The sequence below is a fragment of the Rhizobium sp. 10N427 genome (genome assembly GCF_056394605.1).
The window spans coordinates 319,571-346,550 of the sequence record NZ_JBFTID010000002.1 but is presented as its reverse complement, the minus strand read 5'-3'; the positions used below and the strand labels follow the sequence as shown (position 1 = coordinate 346,550).

Genomic DNA, 26,980 nt, shown 5'->3' with positions numbered 1-26,980 from the left:
ATCATCTGCCCATCAATCGCAAAGCCAAGGCGCCTTCCGTTCCGGAAGTGCCGGATGGAATTCCATTCATCCGGCTAGCGAAGCTGTGTCTGATTTTGGGAGTTTTGGGCGCGTTGTTTCTGTCCGGGCTCTTTCGGGAACGGATGTTTCGTGTCATGAGCCGCTTCCTCTCAAATGCGACCAACAGGATCGATTCCAAGGGCAGGGTTTCCGTGCCGGCGGTGTTTCGTTCCGTGCTGGCGCAGCGCAATATCCAGGAGCTGTATTGCTTCCAGGATTTTGTGTTTCCGGCGATCAGCGTCGGCGGTCCGGATCTTCTCGAAAGGTTCGAACGGCAGATTGCTGCGGAGGATCCGTTTTCGCCGGTTGCGAACGAGATGTCGCTTCTCATTCATGGGGGCGGGGTCTTCATGAAGCTCGACGCCGAGGGGCGTTTGATGGTCACGGATTTCATGCGGGATTTCACGGGGATCTCGGACGAAGTGACTTTCGTTGGTCGGGCAGATCATTTTCAGCTGTGGCAGCCGCAGGCATTTCAGGCGGCGCAGCTTCAGGCACGAGGGGAGCGCGCGCTGGCGGGCAAGCGCTCCTGAACAAGCGAGGGCGCGGAATGGTGACGAATCCTGGCGGAGATTCTTCTGATGCCAGTGGCGGACCGGTTCGTCACATTCCGGTTCTTCTGCGCGAAGTCCTTGATGCGCTTGCACCTTCATCCGGCAAGATTGTTCTCGATGGCACGTTCGGGGCTGGCGGCTATACGTCGGCGATCCTTGCGGCTGGCGCCGATGTGATCGCGCTCGATCGCGACCCGACGGCAATCGCTGCCGGTCAGGCGTTGGTCGCGGAACATGCCGGTCATCTGCGGCTCGTTCATTCGCAATTTTCCCATCTTGCCGATCATGCGCCCGGTGCGGGCCTCGACGGTGTCGTGCTCGATATCGGCGTCTCCTCGATGCAGATCGACGAGGCCGAGCGCGGCTTTTCGTTCTCGAAGAACGGTCCGCTCGACATGCGCATGTCGGCTGCCGGGGTTTCCGCTGCCGATGTCGTCAATCGCGCCAAGGTCGCCGAACTCATCCGCATCTTCCATTTCCTCGGCGAAGAAGATCAGGCGCCGCGCATCGCGCACGCGATCGAGAAGCGCCGTGCTGAGAAGCTGTTCGAAACGACCCGCGATCTCGCCGGTCTCATCGAACTGGTGACGCCGCGCAAGATGAAAGACAAGATCCATCCGGCAACGCAGGTGTTCCAGGCGCTGCGCATCTTCGTCAATGACGAACTCGGCGAACTGGCGCAGGCGCTGTTTGCCGCCGAGCGGGCGCTGAAGCCCGGCGGGCGGCTCGTCGTCGTCACCTTCCACTCGCTGGAAGACCGGATCGTCAAGAAATTCTTCTCCGACCGTGCAGGCAAGGCCTCGGGCTCGCGCCACCTGCCGGTGGCGCATGAGCGCGCCGCGACCTTTACTGCAGTCGGGAAGTCTATGGTTGCTGCCAGCCAGGCGGAAGCCGAAGTGAATCCACGGGCACGTTCCGCCAAGCTGCGCGCTGGGGAGCGCACATCGGCTCCGGCCGAAGCGGCGGACATGTCCATCTTCGGTCTGCCTAGCCTGGCCAGTCTCGGAAAACTTGGGGGTTGATGTGCTGAGAACGTTCGACTTCGTCTTGATCGGTGTGATGACGGCCGCGGCGGCCGTGACCTATACGATCAAGCATCGCGCCGAGCTGAAGCTCGAGGAGGTTCACCGCCTCGAATCCGAGATCAAGCTCGAGAAGGATACGATCGAGCTGCTGAAGGCCGACTGGGCGCTGCAATCGCAGCCGAACCGGCTGGAGCGTCTCGTCAACACCTATAATGACGAACTCAAGCTGCAGCCGACCGATTCCACCGCTCTCGTTCATGCCCGCGAATTGCCGATGCTGAAGGCGGAGGTTCCTGTTCCGGATGTGACGGAGGCCAAGGCGGACCAGAAGCATGCGACGGGTGCTGTGGCGTCCGCCGCAAAGCCTGCCGCCGGTGCCAAGGTTGCCGCAAAGGTAACGCCGAAGCCGGTGCCGCGGGTCGAAGAGCCTGAGGACGATACGGATCAGATCGCAACCGGATCGGTGGAGTAGGCCATGTCGTTTCTCTCCCGCATCATGGTGTTGAAGAGCCAGGCGCATTTCTCGTCCGGCGTCTATAACCGCTTCGGCGGCCCGTCGGGCAGCATTCCGCTCGAGGGCTCGCGCAAGAAGAAGGCTGGGCAGGCGAAAAGCCGCGTCGGCTTGCTTATCCTTGGCTTCACAGCACTTTACGGCGTCATCGGTGGCCGTCTGGTCGAGTACGCGATGAAGGATCAGGAGATCGTCTCCTCGATCCTGCCGCCCGATCGTCTGATGGCATCGCGTCCCGATATTCTCGACCGCAACGGCGAGGTACTGGCCACCGACATCCGCACGGTCTCGCTGTTTGCCGAGCCGAACAAGATCGTCGACGTTGACGAGGCAATCGAGAAGCTGGCGACCGTGCTGCCCGATCTCGACGCCAAGGGCACCTACAAGAAACTGTCGGTAAAGACCTCGCACTTCGCCTGGCTGCGCCGTCAGCTGACTCCGAAGCAGCAGAGCCAGATCCTGGCGCTCGGCATTCCCGGCATCGGCTTCCGTCCGGAGAAGCGCCGCTTCTATCCGGGTGGCCCGACGGCTTCGCACATTCTCGGTTACGTCAATATCGACAACCGCGGTGTCTCCGGCATGGAGAAATATATCGACGACCAAGGGCTTGCCGATCTCGCCTCCGTCGGCATGACCAGCGACCAGCCGCTCGAGCCGGTGAAGCTGTCGATCGATATCCGTGTCCAGAACATTGTTCGCGACGTCGTCACCAGCGCCGTCACCAATTATGAAGCCAAGGGTGCCGGTGCCGTCGTCCTCGACATCCATACCGGCGAAGTGCTCGGCATGGCCTCCGCGCCCGATTTCGATCCGAACAATCCGGAAGAGGGCGCCAAGGAAGGTTGGCTGAACCGCATGTCGAACGGTACGTTCGAAATGGGCTCGACCTTCAAGACCTTCTCGACGGCCATGGCGCTCGACAGCGGCAAGGTCAGCATCAACGACAGCTTCGATGCAAGCCGTCCGATCCGCATCGGCGGGTTCACCATCAACGACTTCCACGGCCAGCGCCGCTGGCTGACCGTGCCTGAAATCTTCGAATATTCGTCGAACATCGGTACGGCGAAGATGATCGATATCGTCGGCATGGAGATGCAGAAAGACTATCTGACGCGCTTCGGCCTGCTGACGCGGATGAAAACCGAGCTTCCGGAAGTCAAGATGCCGAGCCAGCCGAAGGTCTGGAAGAAGATCAACTCGATCACGATCTCCTTCGGCCACGGCGTCTCGACGACGCCGATGCAGACGGCGGTTGCCGGTGCGGCTCTCGTCAACGGCGGCAAGTTGATCGAGCCGACCTTCCTGCCGCGTACCCGTGAGCAGGCTGACGAGACCGCCGAAGTCGTCGTCAAGAAAAGCACCAGCGACGCGATCCGCTATCTCTTCAAGCTGAATGGCCTGAAGGGCTCGGGCCGTAACGCCGATGTGGCGGGCTTCAATGTCGGCGGCAAGACGGGGACGGCCGACAAGGTCGTCAATGGCCGCTACGCCCATAACCTCAATTTCAACGCCTTCCTGGCGGCCTTCCCGATCGACAATCCACGTTATGTGGTGCTGACCTTCTGCGACGAGCCGCATAACGGCGAGAAGGGCCAGAACATCGCGGCCTACACCGCCGCGCCGATGGTCAAGAACATTATCCGCCGCGCTGCCCCCATTCTCGGCGTCGAGCCGCAATTCGGCGAAGACGGATCGGCCTTGTTGGTGTCTTATTGAGTCTGAATGAATACGGCGCCGATTCGCGTGGGGTGAACGGCGCCAGAGAGAAAAGACGTTCGATGAAACTGCGGGACATTGCCGGAAGCGCATTTCCGGAAATCAAGGATCAACTCGACGGACCGGTGGGCGCGCTGGAGATATCGGGCCTCACGGCTGACAGCCGCAAGGCCGGACACGGCGCGGCCTTCGTCGCCGTCGCTGGCACCAAGGCCGACGGTGCGAGCTTCATCGCCGATGCGGCGAAGAACGGTGCCGCCGTCGCCATCACCTCGCAGCCGGTCGAAGCCTCCATTCCCGTTCTCGCCGTCAAGGAACCGCGCCGCTTCCTGTCGCTGGCTGCCGCCAATTTCTATGGCAAGCAGCCTGCCACCATGGTTGCCGTCACGGGCACTGCGGGAAAGACTTCGGTCGCCTCCTTCACGCGCCAGATCTGGGCGCATGCCGGTCACCCGGCGGCGATGATCGGCACGACGGGCGTCGTCTCGCCCACGCGCAACGATTACGGCTCGCTGACCACGCCGGATCCGGTTTCGCTGCACAAGCTGCTGGCGGAACTCGCCGATGAAGGCGTCACCCATGCCTCGATGGAAGCCTCGAGTCACGGTCTCGACCAGAGCCGTCTCGACGGCGTGAAGCTTGCCGCCGCCGCCTTTACCAATCTCGGCCGCGATCACATGGACTACCATCCGACGATCGAGGACTACATGGCCGCCAAGATGCGGCTGTTCGATACGCTGTTGCCGAAGGGCGCACCGGCGATCATCTTCGCTGACAATGCCTGGTCGGCGCAGGCGATCAAGGCGGCCACCGATGCCGGTCACGACGTCCGCACTGTCGGCCGAAAGGGCAACTACCTTACCCTGAAGCGCGTCGAACATTTCCGTCACAAGCAGGTGGCCGAAGTGCATTCCGGCGGTGAGATCTTCGAGGTCGATATTCCGCTGGCCGGCGACTTCCAGATCGCCAATGCGCTGGTTGCAGCGGGTCTTGCGATGTCGACGGGCGTGCCGGCCAAGGTGGCGATGGCGGCTCTCGAAAAGCTGCAGGGCGCTTCCGGGCGTCTGGAGCTTGTCGGCCATACCCACGATGGCGCGCTTGCTTATGTCGACTATGCCCACAAGCCGGATGCGCTTGAAAACGTTCTGAATTCCGTCCGTCCGTTTACCACCGGTCGTGTCGTCGTGGTGTTCGGCTGCGGCGGCGACCGCGACAAGGGCAAACGGCCGATCATGGGCGAGATCGCCTGCCGTCTGGCCGATGTGGTGATCGTCACCGACGACAATCCGCGCTCGGAAGACCCGGCGACGATCCGCGCCGAGATCATGGCGGCTGCGACCTGTGCCACTGAAATCGCCGACCGCTCGCTGGCGATCAGCAAGGCGGTGGCGATGCTGAAGGCTGGCGACACGCTGATTGTCGCGGGCAAGGGGCATGAAGAGGGGCAGACCATCGGGAGTGTGACGCTGCCTTTCTCCGACCACGCCGAAGTGCGTGAAGCCTTGGAGGAGGCGAAACCTTGAACTGGCTTTGGACCACGGAAGACATGATTGCCGCCATGGCGGGGCGCCCCTTCGGGACGCTTCCGCAGGGCATAACAGGCATTTCCATCGACAGCCGCTCGATTGCTTCAGGCGAAGCCTTCTTCGCCATCAAGGGCGATCGGGTCGACGGTCACGACTATGCCTCCATGGCAATGGCCAATGGTGCGTCGCTGCTTGTCGTCAGTGAGGCGCGGCTTGCGGGTCTCGGCCGTCTAACGGTGCCGATGATCGTCGTCGAGGATGTGCTGGCGGCGCTCGAGCGTCTCGCCATTGCATCGCGCCAGCGGTCGCGGGCGCAGATCATCGCCGTCACCGGCTCGGTCGGCAAGACGACGACCAAGGAAATGCTGCGTCATGTGCTGTCGCCATCCGGCAAGGTGCATGCGTCCGTAGCATCCTTCAACAATCACTGGGGCGTGCCGCTGACTTTGGCGCGCATGCCGCTCGACACGCATTTCGGCGTGTTCGAAGTCGGCATGAACCACCCGGGCGAAATCCGTCCGCTGGTGCAGATGATCCGCCCGCATGTCGCCGTCATCACCACGATCGCACCGGCGCATCTCGGCAACTTCAAGAGCATCAAGGAAATCGCCACCGCCAAGGCGGAGATCTTCGAAGGTCTGGTGCCGGGCGGCCATGTCGTTCTCAACCGCGACAACGATCAGTATAATTTCCTCGAGCGTACGGCGCAGGCGCTCGGCATCAGCAACATCCATTCCTTCGGCCAGCACGCCAAGGCCGAGTACCGTCTCGCCGAATTCAACGGCTCGGACGAGAGCTCGGCGCTGTGGCTGACGATCGACGGCGATACGCTGGAAGTGGCGATCGGCGCGCCTGGCCGCCACATTGCCGAAAACGCGCTTGCCGCCCTCGGCGTCGTGACGCTCGTCGGTGCCGATCTGGACAAGGCGATCGATGCGCTGGCGACCCTGCAGCCCGAAAAGGGCAGGGGGCAGCGCCACAAGCTGCGGCTCGGCGCAGGCAGCCTGACGCTGATCGACGAAAGCTACAATGCCAATCCGGCCTCGATGCGCGCGGCGATCGCGCTGCTCGCGGCTGCCGTACCCTCAGGCTACGGACGCCGGATCGCCGTTCTCGGCGACATGCTGGAGATGGGTGAATTTGCCGAACGGGTGCATGCCGATCTGGCCGGTCCGCTTCTGGCGGCCGGTATCGAACATGTTTGGCTGGCAGGCAAGGATATGCAGGCGCTGAGGGAATCGCTTCCTGACAGCGTTGCCGTCGAGTATCGCGAGACGACGGCAGAACTCAAAGATTATGTACTGAATTCGGTCGAGCCGGGTGATGTCTTGATGGTCAAATCGTCATTGGGGATAGGTTTCGGCAAGATCGTTGCCGCGCTCCTTGACAAGTTTGCGCCATTTGCGGACACGCAGCGCGAGATTTGACCGGGTAAACAAGGGGCCCTGAATGCTGATTTGGCTAGTCGAACTGTCGGAACATTTTAAATTTCTGAACCTGTTCAGATACATTACCTTCCGCACAGGGGCCTCCCTCTTTACCTCCGCGCTGATCGTCTTCCTGTTCGGGCCGGTGATCATCCGTTCGCTCCGCATCCGCCAGGGCAAGGGTCAGCCGATCCGTGCAGACGGGCCGCAGACGCATTTCAAGAAGGCCGGAACGCCGACCATGGGCGGCCTGATGATCCTGGCGGGCATCGTCGGGGCCTCGCTGCTCTGGGCCGACCTATCGAATGTCTATGTTGTCGCGACATTGCTGGTGACGCTCGGCTTCGGCGCGATCGGCTTCTATGACGACTATCTCAAGGTGACGAAGCAGAGCGACAAGGGCTTTTCCGGCAAGGCCCGCCTCGGCATCGAATTCATCATTGCAGGCATTGCCGTCTATTTCATGATGCGCACGTCGCTGGCGTCAGGCCCTGCAGGCTCGACCTTCGGTTCGTCGGTTGCATTCCCCTTCTTCAAGGATTTCCTGATCAATCTCGGCATCATGTTCGTGGTGTTCGGCGGTTTCGTCATCGTTGCCGCCGGCAACGCCGTGAACCTGACCGATGGTCTCGACGGTCTCGCGATCGTGCCGGTGATGATTGCAGCCGCCTCCTTCGGCATCATCTCCTATCTTGCCGGTAACGCGGTCTTCGCGGGCTATCTGCAGATCAATTTCGTGCCTGGCACGGGTGAGCTTGCGGTGGTTCTCGGTGCCGTCATCGGCGCCGGTCTCGGCTTCCTGTGGTTCAACGCACCGCCCGCCGCAATCTTCATGGGCGACACCGGTTCGCTGGCGCTCGGCGGCACGATCGGCACCGTTGCCGTTGCCACCAAGCACGAGATCGTCATGGCGATCATCGGCGGTCTGTTCGTCATGGAAACGCTGTCTGTCATCATCCAGGTCGGCTTCTTCAAGATGACCGGACGGCGCGTCTTCCTGATGGCGCCGATCCATCACCATTTCGAAAAGAAGGGCTGGACGGAAAGCCAGGTGGTCATCCGTTTCTGGATCGTCGCGGTCGGCCTTGCGATGCTCGGCCTCTCGACCCTCAAGCTGCGGTAAGCGGACGATGATCCTGGTCACCACACTTGCTGGCAAAAAGGTCGCGCTCTTCGGGCTCGGTGGCTCCGGCCTTGCGACGGCGAGGGCGCTGGTCGCGGGCGGGGCTGATGTCATTGCCTGGGACGACAATCCTGACAGCGTTGCGAAAGCCGGCGCCGAGGGGATCGCTACGGCGGACCTGCGCACCATCGACTGGGCGTCGCAATCGCTTTTCGTGCTCTCTCCCGGCGTGCCGCTGACCCATCCGAAGCCGCATTGGACCGTCGATCTGGCGCGTGGCGCCGGTGTCGATATCGTCGGTGACGTCGAGCTCTTCGTCCGCGAGCGCCGGGCGCATGCGCCGGATTGCCCGTTCATCGCGATCACCGGCACCAACGGCAAATCGACCACCACGGCGCTGATCGCCCATATCCTGAAGTCATCAGGCCGCGACACGCAGCTCGGCGGCAATATCGGTACCGCGGTGCTGACCCTCGATCCGCCGAAGGCGCAGCGTTTCTACGTCGTCGAATGCTCGTCCTACCAGATCGATCTGGCACCGACGCTGAACCCGTCAGCCGGTATCCTGCTGAACCTGACGCCCGACCATCTCGATCGCCATGGAACGATGCAGCACTATGCCGACGTCAAGGAGCGGCTGGTGGCGGGCAGCGATACGGCGATCGTCGGTGTCGATGACAGCCATTGCGAAATGATTGCGGACCGCGTCGAGCGGGCCGGCACCAAGGTGGTGCGCATTTCGCGCCGCCATCCGCTGGCCGATGGCATCTATGCCGAGGGCACGAAACTCATTCACGCAACCAATGGCGCGGCGCTTCCGCTGGCCGATCTAGACGGCATCCAGACGCTGCGCGGCAGCCACAACGCGCAGAACGCAGCAGCTGCCGTCGCGGCCTGCCTTGCAGTCGGCGTCTCTGCCGATGAGATCCGCGCCGGGCTTGCCTCGTTCCCCGGCCTCAAGCACCGCATGCAGCCGGTCGGCAAGCGCGGCAATGCCGTCTTCGTCAACGATTCGAAGGCGACCAATGCCGATGCGGCGGCACCGGCACTGTCAAGCTACGACCGCATCTACTGGATCGCCGGCGGCCTGCCGAAATCCGGCGGCATCACGACGCTGGCGCCGTTCTTCCCGCGCATTGCCAAGGCCTATCTGATCGGCGAGGCGGCAGCGGAGTTTGCGGCAACGCTTGGCGAGGCCGTGCCCTACGAGATCTCGGGCACGCTGGAGCGCGCCGTCGCGCACGCAGCTGCCGATGCAGAAAAAGATGAAACTGGGCCTGTCGCGGTGATGTTATCCCCGGCTTGCGCAAGCTTCGACCAATATAAGAACTTCGAAGTCAGGGGCGATGCATTTGTCAGCCATGTGGCAGCGCTCGACGGAATCACCATGCTGATCGGTTCGGCAACAGGAGATAAGTGACATGGTAAGCCGTGCGGAACGTGGGCCTCTGGCCGATTGGTTTTGGACCATCGACCGCTTTTTCCTGGCGATGTTCGTCTTCCTGATGGGCATCGGCTTCATGCTCTCCTTTGCCGCATCGCCCGCGGTGGCGGAGCGCATCGGGCTTGAGCCCTTCCATTTCGTCAAGCGCCACGCGGCCTTCATGATCCCGTCGCTGATGGTCATGATCGGGCTTTCGTTCCTGACGCCGCGCCAGGTGAGGCGCACGGCGATCCTGCTTTTGATCGTCGCGATCGCGATGATGCTGCTGGCACTGTTCTTCGGCGTCGAGGTCAAGGGCTCCCGGCGCTGGGTGACGCTGGCTGGCATCTCGATCCAGCCGTCGGAATTCATGAAGCCTGCTTTCGTCGTCGTCTGCGCCTGGCTGTTTGCCGAGCATGCGCGCCAACCTGAAATCCCGGGCAATCTTTTCGCCATCATCCTGTTCGGCATGGTCGCCTCGCTGCTCGTGGCCCAGCCCGACCTTGGCCAGACGATCCTGACCACTGCTGTCTGGGGCGGCATGTTCTTCATGGCCGGCATGCCGTGGCTGTGGATCATCGTGCTCGGCGTCGGCGGGGCAGGCGGCCTCGTCTCGGCCTACTATGTCTTCCCGCACGTGGCGGGACGAATAGACAAGTTCATGACCGGCGAGGGCGACACGTTCCAGATCGATACCGCCCGCGAGGCGATCATCCGCGGAGACTGGTTCGGTCAGGGGCCGGGCGAGGGCATCGTCAAGCGGATCATTCCCGACGCCCATACCGACTTCATCTTCTCGGTCGCGGCCGAAGAGTTCGGCATCATCTTCTGCATCGCCCTTGTTGCGCTGTTCACGGCCCTTGTCTTGAGGGGGCTGTCGCACGCATATAAGGAGAAGAACGATTTCAACCGGTTTGCCGTCGCCGGCCTCGTGCTGCAGATGGGCATCCAGTCGATCATCAATATCGGCGTCAATCTCGAACTGCTGCCGGCAAAGGGCATGACGCTGCCGCTGATCTCCTACGGCGGTTCGTCGATGGTGGCGATCTGCGTCACCGCCGGTTTCATTCTCGCGCTGACGCGCCATCGCCCGGAAAAACGTGCACAGGATCGGAGCCTCTTCCGCGTGCCGCACGGAATGCCGGCGGAGTAACAGAACTATGAGTCAAGGCATCGTCCTTCTTGCCGCCGGGGGAACCGGCGGCCACGTCTTTCCCGCGGAAGCCTTGGCCTATGAGCTGAAGGCCCGCGGTTATTCCGTTCATCTGGTCACCGACAGCCGCGCCGAGCGCTATGCCGGCAAGTTCCCCGCCGAGCAGATTCATGTCGTGCCGTCTGCGACGATCGGTTCGAAGAACCCGATCGCGGTCGCCCGTTCGCTGTGGACGCTGTGGAGCGGCATGCGGGCGGCGAAGAAGCTGATCCAGAAGCTGAAGCCCGCGGTCGTTGTCGGTTTCGGCGGCTATCCGACCGTGCCGCCGCTGCTGGCCGCAACGCGCCTCGGCGTGCCCGCCATGATCCATGAGCAGAACGCGGTAATGGGCCGCGCCAACAAGGCGCTGGCGGCCCGCGTCCAGGCGATCGCCGGCGGATTCCTACCGGAGAATGGCGGCGTCTATCCCGAAAAGACTGTCACAACCGGCAATCCGGTGCGCCCGGCGATCATCGAGGCCGCCAAGGTTCCCTATGCGCCGTCGCATCCCGGCGAGCCCTTCAATCTCGTGGTCTTCGGCGGCAGCCAGGGCGCGCAGTATTTCTCCAAGGCCATGCCGACGGCGATCAGCCTGCTTGACGACGATCTCCGGGCGCGGCTGCGGATCACCCAGCAGGTGCGGCCCGAGGATATGGAAATGGTCGGCGGCTGCGTGGCGCAGCTGAAGATGGGGGCGGATATCGCGCCGTTCTTCACCGACATGGCCGAACGTCTCGCAAAAGCGCATCTGGTCATCTGCCGTTCGGGCGCCTCGACGGTTTCTGAAATCGCGGTGATCGGCCGTCCTGCCGTTCTCGTTCCCTATCCGCACGCGCTGGATCATGACCAGGCGGCGAATGCCGCAGCACTTGCCGCGACCGGTGGCGCGAAGGTCATCGTCCAGGCGGAGCTTTCCTCCGAGAAGATCGCCGCGATCCTGACGCATGCGATGAACGACCCGGAAAAGCTGGCGCGCATGGCGGCGGCGGCAAAGCAGACCGGGAAACCGGATGCTGCGAACTTGCTTGCCGGCATGGTAGAGGCTATTGCCGCCGGACGTACAATTGCAGAGTTCAAGGGGGCACAGTCATGAAACTGCCGAAGGCTATAGGCCTCGTCCATTTCATCGGCATCGGCGGCATCGGCATGAGCGGCATTGCCGAAGTGCTGCACAATCTCGGCCATAAGGTCCAGGGATCCGATCAGTCCGACAGTGCGAACGTTCAGCGTCTGCGCGAAAAGGGCATTGAGGTCTTCGTCGGTCACAAGGCCGAGAACCTCGGCGATGCCGAAGTCGTCGTCGTTTCGACGGCGATCAAGAAGAGCAATCCGGAACTGATCGCGGCGCGCGAGAAGCTGCTGCCCGTCGTTCGCCGCGCCGAGATGCTGGCCGAGCTGATGCGCTTCCGCAATGCGATCGCCATCGGCGGCACGCACGGCAAGACGACCACCACCTCGCTGGTGGCGACGCTGCTCGAGGCCGGCGGGCTCGATCCGACCGTCATCAATGGCGGTATCATCAATGCCTACGGCACCAACGCCCGCATGGGCGAGGGCGAGTGGATGGTGGTCGAGGCCGACGAGTCCGACGGTACCTTCCTGAAGCTGCCTGCCGACGTTGCCGTCGTCACCAATATCGACCCCGAACATCTCGACCATTATGGCAATTTCGATGCCGTGCGCGCTGCGTTCCGGCAGTTCGTCGAGAACGTGCCGTTCTACGGCTTCGGCGTCATGTGCCTCGATCATCCCGAAGTGCAGGCGCTAGTCGGCCGTATCGAGGACCGCAAGGTCGTCACTTACGGAGAAAATCCGCAGGCCGACGTGCGCTTCACCAATGTGCGCATCGACGGGCCGCGCTCGATCTTCGACGTCGAGATCCGCCGCCGCCGCACCGGCAAGGTCTTCAAGCTCGACAATCTCGTCATGCCGATGCCTGGCCGTCACAACATTTCCAATGCGACCGCGGCGATCGCCGTTGCCAATCGTCTCGGCATTTCCAACGAGGACATCGCCAAGGGGCTGGCCTCCTTCGGTGGCGTCAAGCGGCGCTTCACGCTGACCGGCGAATGGAACGGCGTGCAGGTGTTCGACGACTACGGTCACCATCCAGTCGAGATCAAGGCCGTGCTCAGGGCTGCGCGCGAGGCCTGCAAGGGCCGCGTCATCGCGGTTCACCAGCCGCACCGCTATTCGCGCCTTTCGAGCCTCTTCGAGGAATTCGCCAACTGCTTCAACGATGCCGACAGCATCTTCCTGGCGCCTGTCTATGCCGCTGGTGAAGACCCGATCGAGGGTGCCGATTCCGAGACTCTGGTCTCGCGTATCAAGGCTGGCGGCCATCGCGACGCACGCTATCTTCCGTCGCAAGACGTACTACCGGAGATGGTTGGAGAGATTGCAAAGCCGGGCGACTTTGTGGTTCTCTTGGGGGCTGGAAGTATCACCTACTGGGCAGCGGCCCTGCCAAAACAACTGGAAGGCCTTTCGGGAAAGTCGGCATGAAACAGGTAAATGGGGAAAAGCTTCTCGAAACTCTCGGAGAAGGCGTCAAGGACATCCGCGGCCGTATCACGCCGGATGCCCCCATGGACCGCGTGACCTGGTTCCGTGCCGGCGGCCTCGCCGAGCTGATGTTCCAGCCGCATGACGAAGACGATCTCATCGCTTTCATGAAGCTTCTGCCCGAGGACGTGCCTGTCACCGTCGTTGGCGTCGGTTCCAACCTCCTAGTGCGCGACGGCGGCATTCCGGGCGTGGTTCTGCGCCTGTCGGCCAAGGGTTTTGGCGGGCTGGAGATTGCCGGTGAAAACCGCATCCGCGCCGGTGCGATCTGCCCGGACAAGCATGTTGCGGCCATGGCGATGGACAATGGTATCGGTGGCTTCCATTTCTACTACGGCATTCCCGGCAGCATCGGTGGTGCGGCACGCATGAATGCCGGTGCCAATGGCGGCGAGACCCGCGAGCGTCTCGTTGAACTGACGGCGATCGACCGCAAGGGCAACAAGGTCGTGCTCTCGAATGCCGAGATGGGTTATTCCTACCGTCATTCCTCGGCCGCATCGGACCTGATCTTCACCTCGGTGCTGTTCGAAGGCTATGCGGAAGACCGCGCCAAGATCCGCGCCGATATGGATGCTGTGCGCAACCATCGCGAGACGGTGCAGCCGATCCGCGAGAAGACCGGCGGCTCGACCTTCAAGAATCCCGAGGGACATTCAGCCTGGAAGCTGATCGACGAAGCGGGCTGCCGCGGTCTGGTCATCGGCGGGGCGCAGATGTCGTCGCTGCATTGCAACTTCATGATCAATATGGGGCAGGCGACCGGCTACGATCTGGAATATCTCGGTGAACAGGTTCGCCGCGAAGTGTTCGAAAATTCCGGCGTCAAGCTGGAATGGGAGATCAAGCGTCTCGGCGTGTTCATGCCGGGCCGCGAAGTCCGCCCGTTCCAGGGCGTGACCAGCGACTGACGTTTAAACCTACAATTTGAGAGCTTTGCTGAAGGCGGTGTCGAAGATGACGCCGCCTTTGTCGTCTGCGGCCTCGCCGATCGCCACGTCCATGCGGCCGTTGGCAACGCGCACCAGCGTGAAGCCGCCCATGAAGGCGGCCTTGGCCTTGAAGACGTCGATACCGTTGACCTTGTAGGCCATCGCCGTGTCGTGTTCGTGGCCGTGGAAAATGCCGATTACGTTGTAGCCGCTGAGGGTTGCAAGCAGATCCTGACGTTCTGATTCATCCCACCAATGCGGCGTTCCGGTGCCCGTGTCGTCGAAGGTGCTCTTGGCCGGATCCCAGCGTTCGGTGGAGAAATGGTCCCAGCCATAGTGCTGGAAGATCACCACGGGGCGCCCGTCGGACGCATAGGTCTTCAGGTCCTGTTTCATCCAGTCGAGGCTGCTGGCGGTTCCCTTGCTGTTATCGCCGCCATAGCGCTGTGCCTGGATCAGATGCAACCCGCCCCAGTTCCAGGAATAATTGTCGGAAGCCTCGTCGTAATTGTCGACGGGGACGGCCGGTTTGAAGAAGACGCTTGGCTTGTGGCTCATCTGCACGTAGTCGCGCAGCTCGTCGCGATACCAGTCGACCTGCGGCGGACGGCCGTCCTGATCGAGATCGTGATTGCCGAGGCCGACATAGACAGGGAAATGCACATGGTCAGGGCCGCGGCCCTCCTGGTAGCGGTGCGAGAACTGCAGGAGCTGTGATCCCTCGGCAAACTCCGCCATCTGGCCACCGCCATCGTCGGTGACGTCGCCGCAGACGATGATGCCTTGAGGCCGGGCAATCGTCTGGCCGGCAACGCTGAGGCCGCTCGGCTTGCCAGCAATCTGTTCGGGCCATGTCTGGTGGTGGATGTTGTTGAGCGCCAGGATATGGCGCAGCAGATTGGCGTCGGTCTTGCCTTCCTGCTGGCAATTGGGGCTGAGCCCATCGCCGATGCGGCAGGCGTGGACGTCGTTGATGACGAGGAAGGTGACGTTGACATCGGGCACGGCGGCGCGCGACAGCGACGGCAGTGAAAGGGCCATTCCGGCGCCGAGGCCCTGTGTCAGCAGCGATCGTCTGGTCAGCATCGTGGTCTCCCGTCTTTCTGAAATGGAAGAGTAGGAGCAAGCTGTTAACAGACAAGAATCAAAAAGGCCGCGGCGTTTCCGCCGCGGCCCCGATGTATTGGGTTTGGTGTCCTCAGACTTCTTCGCGGCCCGACAGCAGGATGCAGACCAGCGAGATCACTGCTGCGCCGGAAAGATAGTAGCCGACATAGGAGAGGTCGTAGGTCGTTGCCAGCCAGCTGGCGATATTGGGCGCCAGCGAGGCGCCGAAGATGCCGCCGAGGTTGAAGGTCATCGAGGCGCCGGTATAGCGCACCGTGGTCGGGAAGGGGGCGGCAAGTGCTGCGCCGATCGGACCGTAGGTGAAGCCCATCAGCGCCAGGCCGATGATCGAGCACAGGAAGGCGCCCATCAGGCCTGCGGTCAGCAGCGAGGCGTAGAAGAAGCCAAAGATCGCGATGCCGATTGTCACCAGGATCAGAATCAGGCGGCGCGAGTAGCGATCGGAAAGCAGGCCGGAAATCGGGATCGTCAGGCCGAAGAACACGACGCCGACGAGCTGAATGACCAGGAACTGCTCACGCGAATAGCCGAGCTTCGAGGTGCCCCAAGACAGCGTGAACACCGTCATCAGGTAGAATAGCACGAAGGTGGCGACGGCGATGAAGGTGCCGAGAACCAGGCTGCGGAAATGCTTGCGGAAGACGACGGCAACCGGAACGGCGACACGCTCGTGCTTCTCGACGGCCTTCTGGAACTCCGGCGTTTCGGCGATCTTAAGGCGGACATAGAGGCCGACGGCGACGAGTGCCAGGCTGGCAACGAAGGGAATCCGCCAGCCGAAAGCCAGGAAGTCCTCGTTGGTCATCGTCTCGGTCAGGATCAGGAAGAAGCCGGACGAGAGGATGAAGCCGATCGGCGCGCCGAGCTGCGGGAACATGGCGTACCAGCTGCGCTTGCCAGGAGGGGCGTTTTCGGTTGCGAGCAGCACGGCGCCGCCCCATTCGCCGCCAAGGCCGAGGCCTTGGCCGAAACGGCACAGTGCGAGAAGCAGAGGCGCGACGATGCCGATCGAATCATAGCCCGGGAGCATGCCGATCGCCACGGTCGACAGGCCCATGGTCATCAGCGCTGCGACGAGTGTCGCCTTGCGGCCGATACGGTCACCGAAGTGGCCGAAAAGGATGCCGCCAAGCGGGCGGGCGAAGAAGGCGATCGAGAACGTGGCGAAGGACTGCAGCTGTGCAGACGCCGGATCGCTCGTCGGGAAGAAGAGGTGCGGGAAGACCAGCACGGCGGCCGTCGCGTAGACGTAGAAGTCGAAGAATTCGATGGTCGTGCCGACGAGGCTCGCGATCAGAACACGCGCCGGCGAATTGACTTGCGCATTGTTCGATGAGGAGGGCGTCGGCGATACCGGAGATATCGCGTCAGACATTGTCATTCCAATCAGGATTGCTGTTTGCCTTGGGAGGCAACCGGCTCATAGCGCAATTTTCGGTCTCAGCAAACGCTAAATGAGCAATAAACTGATGAAATCCCTGGCCGGTGTTGGGGGCGTTTCCAGACGGGCCAATCCGCGTTTCTAGCAGAATTACCAGATTGACGGGACTCGATTTGAGGCGGCTTGCTGTTCTCGCTCTGGTTGAGAGCCTCGGAGGGGAAATCCATGCAAAGAAATCTTATTGCAGAGTTTTTGGGTACGTTCTGGCTCGTTTTCGGCGGTTGCGGCAGTGCTGTGCTGGCGGCAGCATTTCCGGCGCTCGGAATTGGCTTTGCCGGTGTCGCCCTGGCATTCGGACTGACGGTGCTGACGATGGCCTATGCGGTCGGCGGCATTTCCGGCGGGCATTTCAATCCGGCGGTGTCCGTCGGTCTCGCGGTTGCCGGACGGTTTCCGGTGGGCCGCGTCATTCCCTACATCATCGTGCAGGTCATCGGTGCCGTTGCGGCGGCGGCACTTCTCTATCTGGTTGCCAGCGGAAAAGCCGGCTTCGAACTCGGCGGCTTTGCCTCGAACGGCTATGGCGAGCATTCGCCCGGTGGTTATTCGCTGACATCGGCGCTGATCATCGAGGTCCTGCTGACGATGTTCTTCCTGATCGTCATCCTGGGCTCCACGCATGGGCGCGTGCCTGCCGGGTTCGCGCCGCTGGCGATCGGCCTGGCACTGACACTCATACATCTGATCTCGATCCCGGTTACCAACACATCGGTCAATCCGGCACGTTCGACAGGGCAGGCGCTCTTTGCCGGCGGCTGGGCTCTGCAGCAGCTTTGGCTCTTCTGGCTGGCGCCGATCGTGGGCGGCGCGCTCGGCGGGACGGTCTGGAAACTGCTTGAGAAAGACGACTAAGCGCCGTCGTAATCACGCTGCGCATGCCAACCCGCACAGCTCGTCTGTGCGGGTTTTTTCATCCTCCGAACGAACTTCCGGATGCCGGTGCAAGCCACTGATTTCGAGTCGAAACGGCACAGGTTTGCCGCGCTGTTGGGCGGCCTGGAGGCGGCAGGTTAACAAAAGTAAACGCTTCGTTAACCATATTGTTGTCAAACTGCCATCAAGCCTGAGTGGGCAAGATTCGGTGGGCGAAAGCCTCGCGCAAGCGTCGGAATTCATGCCGTAAGTTATTTTGGGGGTACGTATGAGTCGCAAGCATGTCGCTGTCCTGATGGGCGGATTTTCCTCGGAGAGGCCTGTCAGCCTGTCTTCGGGGAAGGCATGTGCCGACGCGCTGGAAGCCGAAGGCTTTCAGGTGACCCGTATCGATGTCGATCGCGATGTTTCCGCCAAGCTCGTTGCTGCCCGCCCGGATGTCGCGTTCAATGCTCTGCACGGCCCGTTCGGTGAGGATGGTACGATCCAGGGCATTCTCGAATATCTCGAAATTCCCTACACGCATTCCGGCGTTCTTGCCTCGGCTCTCGCTATGGACAAGAGCAAGGCCAAGGGCGTTGCTGCTGCTGCCGGTATTCCGGTGGCGCAATCCGAAGTCATCAACCGCTTCGCCTTTCCTGCCGAGCATCCGATGAAGCCGCCTTACGTGGTGAAGCCGGTTCGCGAGGGGTCGAGCTTCGGTGTGTTGATCGTGCAAGAGGATCAGTCGCATCCGCCGCAGGTCATCAGTTCTTCGGAGTGGCGCTATGGGGAAGAGGTTCTCGTCGAGCGCTATATCCATGGCCGAGAGCTGACATGCGGCGTGATGGGCGATACGGCGCTGGGTGTCACGGAAGTGGTGCCGCAGGGCCACAACTTTTATGACTATGACGCCAAGTATGCGGCTGGCGGTTCAAAACACGTCATTCCGGCGAAAATTTCACCGAAAATTTACCAAAAAATACAATCATTGGCACTAAGGGCGCATCAAGCAATTGGTTGCCGTGGCGTCAGCCGGTCTGACTTTCGCTACGACGATCGCTTCTCCGAAGATGGCGAAATCATCTGGCTCGAGGTCAACACTCAGCCGGGAATGACTCCAACCTCTCTGGTGCCCGAAATGGCCGGTTATGCCGGTTATTCCTTTGGTGAGTTTCTGCGCTGGATGGTGGAGGACGCTTCTTGTTCTCGTTGACGGTCAAAAGGATGGGGCGCCCGAGCCATCGCGACGATATTGCCTTCCCGGAGGGTGATAGCCGCATGGTGCTGCCGCGTCCGCTGCGCCGCGCCGTTCGCTTTCTCGTCAGCCTCGGCACTGGCCGCATCTATATTCCTGCGCATACCGGTACCGTTTCGGCTCTGGCGTTTCTGGCTGCGACCGGCCTCTACGGCATGTCGCTCGGCGGTCACACGGAAGCGGTCGCTCAGGCGACGACCACGGCTGCAGGCTTTGCCATCGAAGACGTGAAAGTATCTGGCAATCTGGCGACCTCGGAAATCGAGATCCTCGATCTCCTCGGTCTCGACGGCACGACCTCGCTGGTCGCTCTGGATGTCGATACGGCGCGCCAGAAGATCGCCAAACTTCCCTGGGTCGAAAGCGCCGAAGTTCGCAAGATCTATCCGAAGACGATCGAAGTGAAGCTCAAGGAGCGCCAGGCTTATGCGATCTGGCAGCACGGCCAGGAGCTTTCGCTGATCGAGCGCAATGGCAGCGTCATCGCGCCGCTGCGCGACAACAAGTTTTCCAACCTCCCGCTCGTCGTCGGCCGTGATGCCGAGACGGCTGCTGTTGCGCTTGAAGGCGAATTCGCCAACTGGCCCGACATCAAGGCGCGGGTGAAGGCCTATGTCTGGGTTTCGAGCCGCCGTTGGGACCTGCATCTCGACAACGGCGTCGTCGTGAAGCTGCCGGCCGACGATGTCGATCAGGCGCTGGCGACGCTGTCGAAGCTCAACAAGGAACAGGATCTTCTGGCGCGCGACATCGCAGCCGTCGATCTCAGATTGGCAGACCGGACCGCAATCCAGCTCACCCCAGAGGCGATGGCCCGGCGACAAGTGGTGCTCGACCAGCGGACCAAGGATTTGAAAAAGGCGGGGCAAAATATATGAGCTTGTTCGGTTCATCCCATTTCGGATTGCCGCGCCTGAAGCCGCTTTCGTCGAAGCGGTCGCATATCGTTTCGGTGCTCGACATCGGATCGACCAAGGTCGTCTGCATGATCGGCCGGCTGACGCCGCGCGAGGAGAGCGAAATTCTCCCGGGCCGCACGCATGACATCGAGATCATCGGCATCGGCCATCAGCGTTCCCGCGGCATCAAGACCGGCGTCATCGCCGATCTCGATGCGCTGGAAAGCGTCATTCGTCTCGCGGTCGATGCCGCCGAGCGTATGGCTGGCCTCACCGTCGAAAGCCTGATCGTCAACCTGACGGCCGGCCGTCTTGGTAGCGACGTCTATACGGCTACGATCGATCTCGGCGGCCAGGAAGTCGAACTCAACGACCTGAAGAAGGTTCTTTCCGCAGCCTGCCAGCAGTCGCTGCGGCAGGATCGCGCCGTGCTCCATTCGCTGGCAACCGGCTTCTCGCTGGATGGCGAACGCGGTATTCGCGATCCCTTGTCCATGTACGGTGACATGCTCGGCGTCGACATGCATGTCGTCACCGCCGAGCGCGCCGCGCTCAAGAACCTCGAGCTCAGCGTCAACCGTGCGCATCTCTCCGTCGAAGGCATCGTCGCGACGCCTTACGCTTCCGGCCTTGCGGCTCTCGTCGATGACGAAGTCGAGCTTGGCTGCGCAGCGATCGACATGGGCGGCGGCACCACGACGATCTCGGTCTTTGCCGAAGGCAAGCTTGTCCATACAGACGCCGTCGGTCTTGGCGGTCATCACGTGACCACCGATCTGGCCCGCGGTCTTTCGACCCGCATCGAGGATGCCGAGCGTCTGAAGGTGGTTCACGCTTCGGCGATGGCGAACTCGTCCGACGAACGCGAACTGATCTCGATCCCGCCGATCGGCGAGGACGAGCGCGATCTGCCGACGCAGGTGCCGCGCGCTCTGGTGTCGCGCATCGTCGGCGCCCGTATCGAGGAAACGATGGAACTGATCCGCGACCGGATCCAGCGCTCGGGCTTCAGCCCGATCGTCGGCAAGCGCGTCGTGCTGACGGGCGGCGCAAGCCAGCTCACTGGCCTTGCAGACGTTGCCCGCAAGATCCTGGCCCGCAACGTTCGTATCGGCCGCCCGATGGGCGTCTCGGGTCTGCCGACGGCAGCCAAAGGCCCGGCCTTTTCGACGGCAGTCGGCCTGATGATCTATCCGCAGGTCGCAGACATGGAAACACATGCGTCACAGAGCGGGCTGCTCTTGTCGCTTGGGGGAAATAACAGCCGCATAGCCCGGATGGGCCAGTGGCTGAAGGAAAGCTTCTGAACATTGAGTGAATTGGCCGGCGTGGCGATGCGGCCATAAAGAGAAGGAACGGGTACCATGACTATCAAGCTGCAAAAGCCTGACATCACAGAGCTGAAGCCGCGTATCACCGTATTCGGTGTCGGCGGCGGCGGCGGCAATGCTGTCAACAACATGATCTCCGCCGGCCTCCAGGGCGTCGACTTCGTCGTTGCCAACACGGATGCGCAGGCTCTGACGATGACCAAGGCAGAGCGGATCATCCAGCTCGGCGCCAACGTCACCGAAGGCCTCGGTGCAGGTTCGCAGCCGGAAGTCGGCCGTGCGGCTGCCGAAGAGTGCATCGATGAGATCATCGATCACCTGAACGGCACGCATATGTGCTTCGTCACCGCCGGCATGGGCGGCGGTACCGGTACCGGTGCTGCTCCTGTCGTCGCGCAGGCCGCCCGCAACAAGGGCATCCTGACCGTCGGCGTCGTCACCAAGCCGTTCCAGTTCGAAGGCGGCCGCCGCATGCGTCTGGCCGAAGCCGGTATCGAAGAGCTGCAGAAGTCGGTCGATACGCTGATCGTCATTCCGAACCAGAACCTCTTCCGGATCGCCAACGACAAGACGACCTTTGCCGACGCATTCGCGATGGCTGACCAGGTTCTCTACTCGGGCGTTGCCTGCATCACCGACCTGATGGTGAAGGAAGGTCTCATCAACCTCGACTTCGCCGACGTCCGTTCGGTCATGCGCGAAATGGGCCGCGCGATGATGGGTACCGGCGAAGCTTCGGGCCAGGGCCGTGCAATGCAGGCTGCTGAAGCCGCAATCGCCAACCCGCTGCTCGACGAAACCTCGATGCGCGGTGCGCAGGGCCTGCTGATCTCGATCACCGGTGGCCGTGACCTGACGCTCTTCGAAGTCGACGAAGCCGCAACCCGCATCCGCGAAGAAGTCGATCCGGACGCCAACATCATCCTCGGCGCCACGTTCGACGAATCGCTCGAAGGCATCATCCGCGTATCTGTCGTTGCGACCGGTATCGATCGCGCTGCCGCCGAAGCCTCCACCAAGACCTTCCAGCCGGCCGCAAAGCCGATCATCCGTCCTTCGGCGGCCGTTGCTCCGGCTCCGGCCGCAGTTCAGCCTGCTCCGGTCATGCAGGCACCGAAGCCGGTTGATACCGTTGCGCAGACGATCCGCATGGCAGAAGCCCAGATGGAACGTGAACTTGACATCGTTGCCCCGCGCGCTCCGGCTCCGGTCCAGCAGCCTGTCGCTCAGGAAACCTTCCGTCCGCAGAGCCGCATCTTCGCAGCTGCACCGGAAGCTCCGGTTGCCCGTCCGGCACCGATGCAGATGCAGCCCGCTCCGGCTCCGGTCATGAGCCAGCCGGCTCCGCAGCCTGTCATGATGCAGCAGCCTGCACCGGTGGCGCCACAGCCGGTCCGCCAGGAACCTGCCATGCAGCAGCCGACGCGCATGCCGAAGGTCGAGGACTTTCCGCCGGTCGTTCAGGCCGAGATCGATCACCGCTCGCAGCCCGTCGCAGCACAGGCTCACGAAGAGCGCGGCCCGATGGGCCTGCTCAAGCGGATCACGAACTCGCTGAACCGCCGCGAAGAGGAAGTTGCTCCTGAGATGACGTCTGCTCCGGCAGCCGCTTCGCAGCAGCGCCGTCCGCTTTCGCCGGAAGCCAGCCTCTACGCTCCGCGCCGCGGCAACCTCGACGACCAGGGCCGCGCCGTTCCGCAGGCTCGCATGATGCAGGAAGACGACCAGCTCGAAATCCCCGCATTCCTGCGCCGCCAGTCGAACTGACGCGACACAGAATCGCCACGCTCAGCGCCCGGGATCACAGTCCCGGGCGCTTCTGTTTCAAAGCCTTGCATGAAGGCTAAATTAACAAGTCATTTCAATTGCATGGTTTCGTAACAATCCGAAACGAACAGTGATTTGGAATGCAGCGCGGGCACACGTATGTATGAGGTCAAATGACCGCACTTTGACGCATTTTGGCGACAATTCAGCGGTGTGGACAAAAGAACTTCGTGGTTTGATTCCGGTGCCTTGAGCGCTACGAACCTTGAAGGGCAATGAAGGCAGATTTTATGGTTATTGGCATGCTTGGCTTCCAGACGACGGTTTCTCGCCCGGTAACGCTTTCGGGTACCGGCGTACATTCTGGCGCGGAAGTCTCGATCACCTTCAATCCGGCCGAGACCGATACGGGCGTTGTTTTCCATCGCATGCATGACAACGGTTCCGTCACCGAGCTGCGCGCGGTTTCCTCGCAGGTTGGCAATACGGATCTCTGCACCGTTCTCGGTTTCTCCCCTGCACATTCGGTCGCGACGATCGAGCATGTGATGGCCGCCGTTTACGCGCTTGGCCTCGACAACGTGCTGATCGAAGTTCACGGCGCCGAAATGCCGATCATGGATGGCAGCTCTGCTCCGTTCATCGATGCGATCGAGCAGGTCGGTCTGGTTTCTCTTGGCGTCAAGCGCCGCTACATCCGCATCACCAAGCCTGTTCGTATCGAGCATGGCGGTTCGTGGAGCGAATTCCGCCCCTATGACGGCACGCGCTTTGAAGTCGAGATCGATTTCGACTGCCCGCTGATCGGCCGCCAGAAGTGGGAAGGCGACCTGACAGCACAGACCTTCAAGACCGAACTGTCGCGGGCCCGCACCTTCGGCTTCATGCGCGACGTCGAGCGTCTCTGGGCGTCCGGCCACGCTCTCGGTTCCTCGCTCGAGAACTCTGTCGTCATCTCCGACGACAACACCGTGATCAATGTCGAAGGCCTGCGTTACGCCAAGGACGAGTTCGTGCGTCACAAGACGCTCGATGCCGTCGGCGACCTATCGCTGGCGGGCGCACCGTTCATCGGGTGCTACCGTTCGTATCGCGGCGGTCACAAGATGAATGCCAATGCGCTCAAGGCACTGCTCAGCGATCCCAGCGCCTATGAGGTCGTCGAGACCTCTGCCGCCCGTCCGCGCGTTGCTGCGCGTGATTTCATTGCCGTGAATGCTCCCGGATTCGCCCCCTGGTCGGCGTGACCTCCAGAACGATTTCCTAGACCAGGACCGCCTCTTTCGGGAGGCGGTTTTTTTATGCGGATTTTCCGGCCGATAGTGTTTTCGGCGCAGATGCTTAGCTGCAACACGGGAAATCAAAGATGAAAACCCGGATATTCTCTGGGCCTATGCCACAAAAATGCGTTAATGCGTCATCATTGCGTTGCTCTCGCCTCGCATTTGTGGCTAGAAACGCCAGCGAGGTGTGGCTGCCGTTAAGAGTGGGTAGCGGGAGTCGGGATTAATCTATGGGTTATGCAAGGTCTGAAGGTATGATGAAGACAGCGCGCGCTTTGCTCGCATCGCTCGTGGTGCTGAGCGCAGGCGCCTTGATTTCCGGTTGCCAGTCGGATCCGGACATCGACATCACCAAACTCGGCCTCGACAATGACCCGCCGGATGTTCTCTACAATCAGGCGCTTGCCAACATGAAGGCAGGCAACATGGCCGAGGCGGCGCGCAAGTTCGACGCCATCGACCGTGAGAACCCGTTCTCGGAATGGGCCCGCAAGGCGCTCGTCATGAGCACCTTCGTCAAGTACCGCCAAGGCAAGATCGACGAAGCGCTGGCATCGGGCAACCGCTACATGGCGCAGTATCCGCAGTCCAAGGACGCGGCCTATGTCCAGTATCTGGTCGGCCTCAGCTATTCGAAGCAGATTTCAGACGTGACGCAGGACCAGCGCGCCTCATCGAAGACCATCGATGCAATGCAGGCCGTCATCGACAAGTATCCGGACTCTGAATATGTCGACGACGCGCAGGCCAAGATCCGCTTCGCCCGCGACCAGCTCGCCGGCAAGGAAATGCAGATCGGCCGCTACTATCTGGAGCGCAAGGAGTATCTTGCGGCTATCTCCCGTTTCCGTATCGTGGTTGAAAAGTACCCGAATACGAATCAGGTCGAGGAAGCGCTCTCGCGTCTGGTCGAAGCCTATTACGCGATGGGTATCGTCGAAGAGGCACAGACCGCCGCTGCCGTTCTCGGCCACAACTATCCGGATAGCCAGTGGTACGCCGATTCCTACAAGCTGCTGAAGAGCGGCGGCGCAGAGCCTCGGGAGAACAAGGGTTCCTGGCTCTCCGAAGCGGGCAAGAAGCTGCTCCTCGGCTCGTGAGGCCAGTAACGCAATGCTGATCCAGCTTTCGATCCGCGATATCGTTCTGATCGAGCGGCTGGATCTCTCGTTCGAGGCCGGACTCTCGGTTCTGACCGGGGAAACGGGTGCAGGCAAATCCATCCTTCTCGACAGTCTGTCGCTGGCGCTCGGCGGGCGCGGCGATGGCGGGCTCGTGCGCCACGGCGAAGACAAGGGGCAGGTGACTGCGGCCTTCGACGTGCCGATGGATCACGGCGCCCGCAAACTGCTGCGTGAAAACGGCATCGACGACGATGGCGACCTGATTTTCCGCCGTCAGCAATCCGCCGACGGCCGCACCAAGGCCTATGTCAACGACCAGCCCGTCAGTGTGCAGTTGATGCGCCAGGCAGGTCAGATGCTGGTGGAAATCCACGGCCAGCACGACGACCGTGCGCTTGTCGATACCAATGCCCATCGCATCCTGCTCGATGCCTTTGCCGGTATCACCGAGGATGTCTCAGGCGTGTCCGAGCTCTACAAAATCTGGCGCGATGCCGAGCGGACGCTGAAGAAGCACCGCGAGAAGGTGGAGAACGCCGCCCGCGAGGCCGATTATCTGCGCGCCTCCGTCGAGGAACTCGAAAAGCTTTCTCCGCGTGACGGCGAGGAGGAAGAGCTTGCCGACCGCCGCCAGAAGATGATGAAGGCGGAGCGGATCGCCGGCGATATCGCCGAGGCGTCCGAGTTTTTGAACGGCAATGCCTCTCCTGTGCCCCATATCGCCTCGCTGGTGCGCCGGCTGGAGCGCAAGAGCCATGAGGCGCCGGGATTGCTCGAAGACACTGTGGCGCTTCTGGACGCAGCACTAGACCAGCTTTCTAACGCGCAGATGGAAGTCGAGGCGGCGCTGCGCAAGACCGAATACGATCCGAAAGAGCTGGAGCGCGTCGAGGAGCGGCTGTTTGCGTTGCGCGCCGCATCCCGCAAATATTCGGTGCCCGTCGTCGAGCTTCCGGCCCTTGCCGTCAGGATGATCGCCGATCTCGCCGATCTCGATGCCGGCGAGGAGAAACTCGTCAAGCTCGACGCCGAGGTTGGCCGCGCCAAGGCGGCCTATGGGGAAGCCGCCCGTTCGCTGTCCGAAAAGCGTCATCATGCCGGTAATGCGCTGGCGGAGGCGGTCATGGCCGAGCTTCCGGCGCTGAAGCTGGAGCGCGCCCGTTTCATGGTGGAAATCACCACGGATGCGGAGCAGGCAGCCGCCGAAGGCATCGACGTAATCGAATTCCATGTGCAGACCAATCCGGGCACGCGTCCGGGCTCGATCATGAAGGTTGCCTCGGGCGGCGAACTCTCGCGCTTCCTTCTGGCGCTGAAAGTGGCGCTTGCCGATCGCGGCTCGGCGCCGACGCTTGTCTTCGACGAGATCGATACCGGTGTCGGCGGGGCGGTGGCTGATGCCATCGGCCAGCGGCTGAAGCGGCTGTCGGACAAGGTGCAGGTGCTCTCCGTCACCCACGCGCCGCAAGTGGCGGCGAGGGCGGCAACGCATCTGCTGATATCCAAGGGACCGGTGGATGCCGGATCCGAAAAGATCGCCACCCGGGTGGCAACCATGGAGCCGAAGGACCGCACTGAGGAGATCGCCCGCATGCTCGCCGGTGCTTCGGTCACCGACGAGGCGCGGGCTGCGGCTGCCAAGCTGCTGTCGGGGAACGGGTAGGGAGACTGTTGAGGGCGCCGCCCTCGTCCTTCGAGGCTACGCCTTCGGCTTCGCACCTCAGGATGAGGGCTCTGGGGATGGCTGCGATTAGCAACCCTGAAGGCTGACCAATCCGAGCACGGCTCCCTCCACCCTCATCCTGAGGCGCGACCGCAGGGAGCCTCGAAGGACGAGGGTGGC

The 26,980-nt window shown here is 62.0% G+C and carries 22 protein-coding genes; 20 read left to right on the top strand and 2 right to left on the bottom strand.

Going from position 1 to position 26,980, the window contains the following annotated elements; translation table 11 throughout:
* Positions 1 to 155 precede the first annotated feature (155 nt).
* From mraZ to murB, 12 genes are all read left to right on the top strand, one after another.
* Positions 156 to 593, top strand: coding sequence for a division/cell wall cluster transcriptional repressor MraZ (gene mraZ / locus AC1DIJ_RS06160; RefSeq protein ID WP_112386977.1), 438 nt, complete (start codon positions 156 to 158; stop codon positions 591 to 593).
* 17 nt (positions 594 to 610) lie between these two features.
* Positions 611 to 1,636, top strand: coding sequence for a 16S rRNA (cytosine(1402)-N(4))-methyltransferase RsmH (rsmH, locus tag AC1DIJ_RS06155; protein ID WP_112386978.1), 1,026 nt, complete (start codon positions 611 to 613; stop codon positions 1,634 to 1,636).
* A gap of 1 nt (position 1,637) precedes the next feature.
* The gene (gene ftsL / locus AC1DIJ_RS06150; RefSeq protein ID WP_112443980.1) at positions 1,638 to 2,111 is read left to right on the top strand and encodes a cell division protein FtsL; all 474 of its coding nucleotides are present in this window, start codon (positions 1,638 to 1,640) and stop codon (positions 2,109 to 2,111) included.
* 3 nt (positions 2,112 to 2,114) lie between these two features.
* Positions 2,115 to 3,866, top strand: coding sequence for a peptidoglycan D,D-transpeptidase FtsI family protein (locus tag AC1DIJ_RS06145; protein WP_112386980.1), 1,752 nt, complete (start codon positions 2,115 to 2,117; stop codon positions 3,864 to 3,866).
* Positions 3,867 to 3,928: 62 nt separating this feature from the next.
* Entirely contained in the window at positions 3,929 to 5,389 is a 1,461-nt protein-coding gene (locus tag AC1DIJ_RS06140) for a UDP-N-acetylmuramoyl-L-alanyl-D-glutamate--2,6-diaminopimelate ligase (protein ID WP_112386981.1), read from the top strand.
* A complete protein-coding gene (locus AC1DIJ_RS06135; RefSeq protein WP_112386982.1) occupies positions 5,386 to 6,819 on the top strand; it encodes a UDP-N-acetylmuramoylalanyl-D-glutamyl-2,6-diaminopimelate--D-alanyl-D-alanine ligase in 1,434 nt (477 codons plus the stop codon). Before AC1DIJ_RS06140 ends, AC1DIJ_RS06135 begins: the two co-directional genes overlap by 4 nt.
* A 22-nt stretch (positions 6,820 to 6,841) precedes the next feature.
* Positions 6,842 to 7,942: a phospho-N-acetylmuramoyl-pentapeptide-transferase gene (gene mraY / locus AC1DIJ_RS06130; RefSeq protein WP_112386983.1), complete on the top strand. Its 1,101-nt coding sequence runs from the start codon at positions 6,842 to 6,844 to the stop codon at positions 7,940 to 7,942.
* Between the two features lie 7 nt (positions 7,943 to 7,949).
* Complete coding sequence (gene murD / locus AC1DIJ_RS06125; RefSeq protein WP_112386984.1) at positions 7,950 to 9,362, top strand: UDP-N-acetylmuramoyl-L-alanine--D-glutamate ligase; 1,413 nt, start codon at positions 7,950 to 7,952, stop codon at positions 9,360 to 9,362.
* Between the two features lies 1 nt (position 9,363).
* Positions 9,364 to 10,518, top strand: coding sequence for a putative lipid II flippase FtsW (ftsW, locus tag AC1DIJ_RS06120; protein WP_112386985.1), 1,155 nt, complete (start codon positions 9,364 to 9,366; stop codon positions 10,516 to 10,518).
* 7 nt (positions 10,519 to 10,525) lie between these two features.
* Complete coding sequence (gene murG, locus AC1DIJ_RS06115) at positions 10,526 to 11,650, top strand: undecaprenyldiphospho-muramoylpentapeptide beta-N-acetylglucosaminyltransferase (RefSeq protein ID WP_112386986.1); 1,125 nt, start codon at positions 10,526 to 10,528, stop codon at positions 11,648 to 11,650.
* On the top strand, positions 11,647 to 13,062 hold the full coding sequence (gene murC, locus AC1DIJ_RS06110) for a UDP-N-acetylmuramate--L-alanine ligase (protein ID WP_112386987.1): 1,416 nt from the start codon (positions 11,647 to 11,649) through the stop codon (positions 13,060 to 13,062). Before murG ends, murC begins: the two co-directional genes overlap by 4 nt.
* Positions 13,059 to 14,033: a UDP-N-acetylmuramate dehydrogenase gene (gene murB, locus AC1DIJ_RS06105; RefSeq protein WP_112386988.1), complete on the top strand. Its 975-nt coding sequence runs from the start codon at positions 13,059 to 13,061 to the stop codon at positions 14,031 to 14,033. Before murC ends, murB begins: the two co-directional genes overlap by 4 nt.
* Positions 14,034 to 14,042: 9 nt before the next feature.
* Here the strand turns inward: murB and AC1DIJ_RS06100 are convergent, their stop codons facing one another.
* A complete protein-coding gene (locus AC1DIJ_RS06100) occupies positions 14,043 to 15,140 on the bottom strand; it encodes a metallophosphoesterase (protein WP_112386989.1) in 1,098 nt (365 codons plus the stop codon).
* Between the two features lie 112 nt (positions 15,141 to 15,252).
* Complete coding sequence (locus AC1DIJ_RS06095; protein WP_405049589.1) at positions 15,253 to 16,563, bottom strand: MFS transporter; 1,311 nt, start codon at positions 16,561 to 16,563, stop codon at positions 15,253 to 15,255.
* A 225-nt stretch (positions 16,564 to 16,788) separates the two neighbouring features.
* Between AC1DIJ_RS06095 and aqpZ the strand changes: the two genes are divergently transcribed.
* The 8 genes from aqpZ to recN all read left to right on the top strand — a co-directional run bounded on the left by aqpZ (position 16,789) and on the right by recN (position 26,800).
* The gene (gene aqpZ / locus AC1DIJ_RS06090; protein ID WP_112386991.1) at positions 16,789 to 17,475 is read left to right on the top strand and encodes an aquaporin Z; all 687 of its coding nucleotides are present in this window, start codon (positions 16,789 to 16,791) and stop codon (positions 17,473 to 17,475) included.
* A gap of 289 nt (positions 17,476 to 17,764) precedes the next feature.
* A complete protein-coding gene (locus AC1DIJ_RS06085; RefSeq protein WP_112386992.1) occupies positions 17,765 to 18,691 on the top strand; it encodes a D-alanine--D-alanine ligase in 927 nt (308 codons plus the stop codon).
* A complete protein-coding gene (locus AC1DIJ_RS06080; protein ID WP_112386993.1) occupies positions 18,679 to 19,611 on the top strand; it encodes a cell division protein FtsQ/DivIB in 933 nt (310 codons plus the stop codon). The genes AC1DIJ_RS06085 and AC1DIJ_RS06080 overlap by 13 nt, the downstream gene beginning before the upstream one ends.
* Complete coding sequence (ftsA, locus tag AC1DIJ_RS06075; protein ID WP_112386994.1) at positions 19,608 to 20,939, top strand: cell division protein FtsA; 1,332 nt, start codon at positions 19,608 to 19,610, stop codon at positions 20,937 to 20,939. The genes AC1DIJ_RS06080 and ftsA overlap by 4 nt, the downstream gene beginning before the upstream one ends.
* 57 nt (positions 20,940 to 20,996) lie before the next feature.
* The gene (gene ftsZ / locus AC1DIJ_RS06070) at positions 20,997 to 22,730 is read left to right on the top strand and encodes a cell division protein FtsZ (RefSeq protein ID WP_112386995.1); all 1,734 of its coding nucleotides are present in this window, start codon (positions 20,997 to 20,999) and stop codon (positions 22,728 to 22,730) included.
* 290 nt (positions 22,731 to 23,020) lie between these two features.
* Positions 23,021 to 23,977, top strand: a complete 957-nt coding sequence (lpxC, locus tag AC1DIJ_RS06065) for a UDP-3-O-acyl-N-acetylglucosamine deacetylase (RefSeq protein WP_112387448.1) — start codon at positions 23,021 to 23,023, stop codon at positions 23,975 to 23,977.
* Positions 23,978 to 24,243: 266 nt separating this feature from the next.
* Complete coding sequence (locus AC1DIJ_RS06060) at positions 24,244 to 25,113, top strand: outer membrane protein assembly factor BamD (RefSeq protein WP_310294625.1); 870 nt, start codon at positions 24,244 to 24,246, stop codon at positions 25,111 to 25,113.
* Positions 25,114 to 25,126: 13 nt separating this feature from the next.
* Entirely contained in the window at positions 25,127 to 26,800 is a 1,674-nt protein-coding gene (gene recN / locus AC1DIJ_RS06055; RefSeq protein WP_112386997.1) for a DNA repair protein RecN, read from the top strand.
* The last annotated feature ends 180 nt before the right edge of the window (positions 26,801 to 26,980 follow it).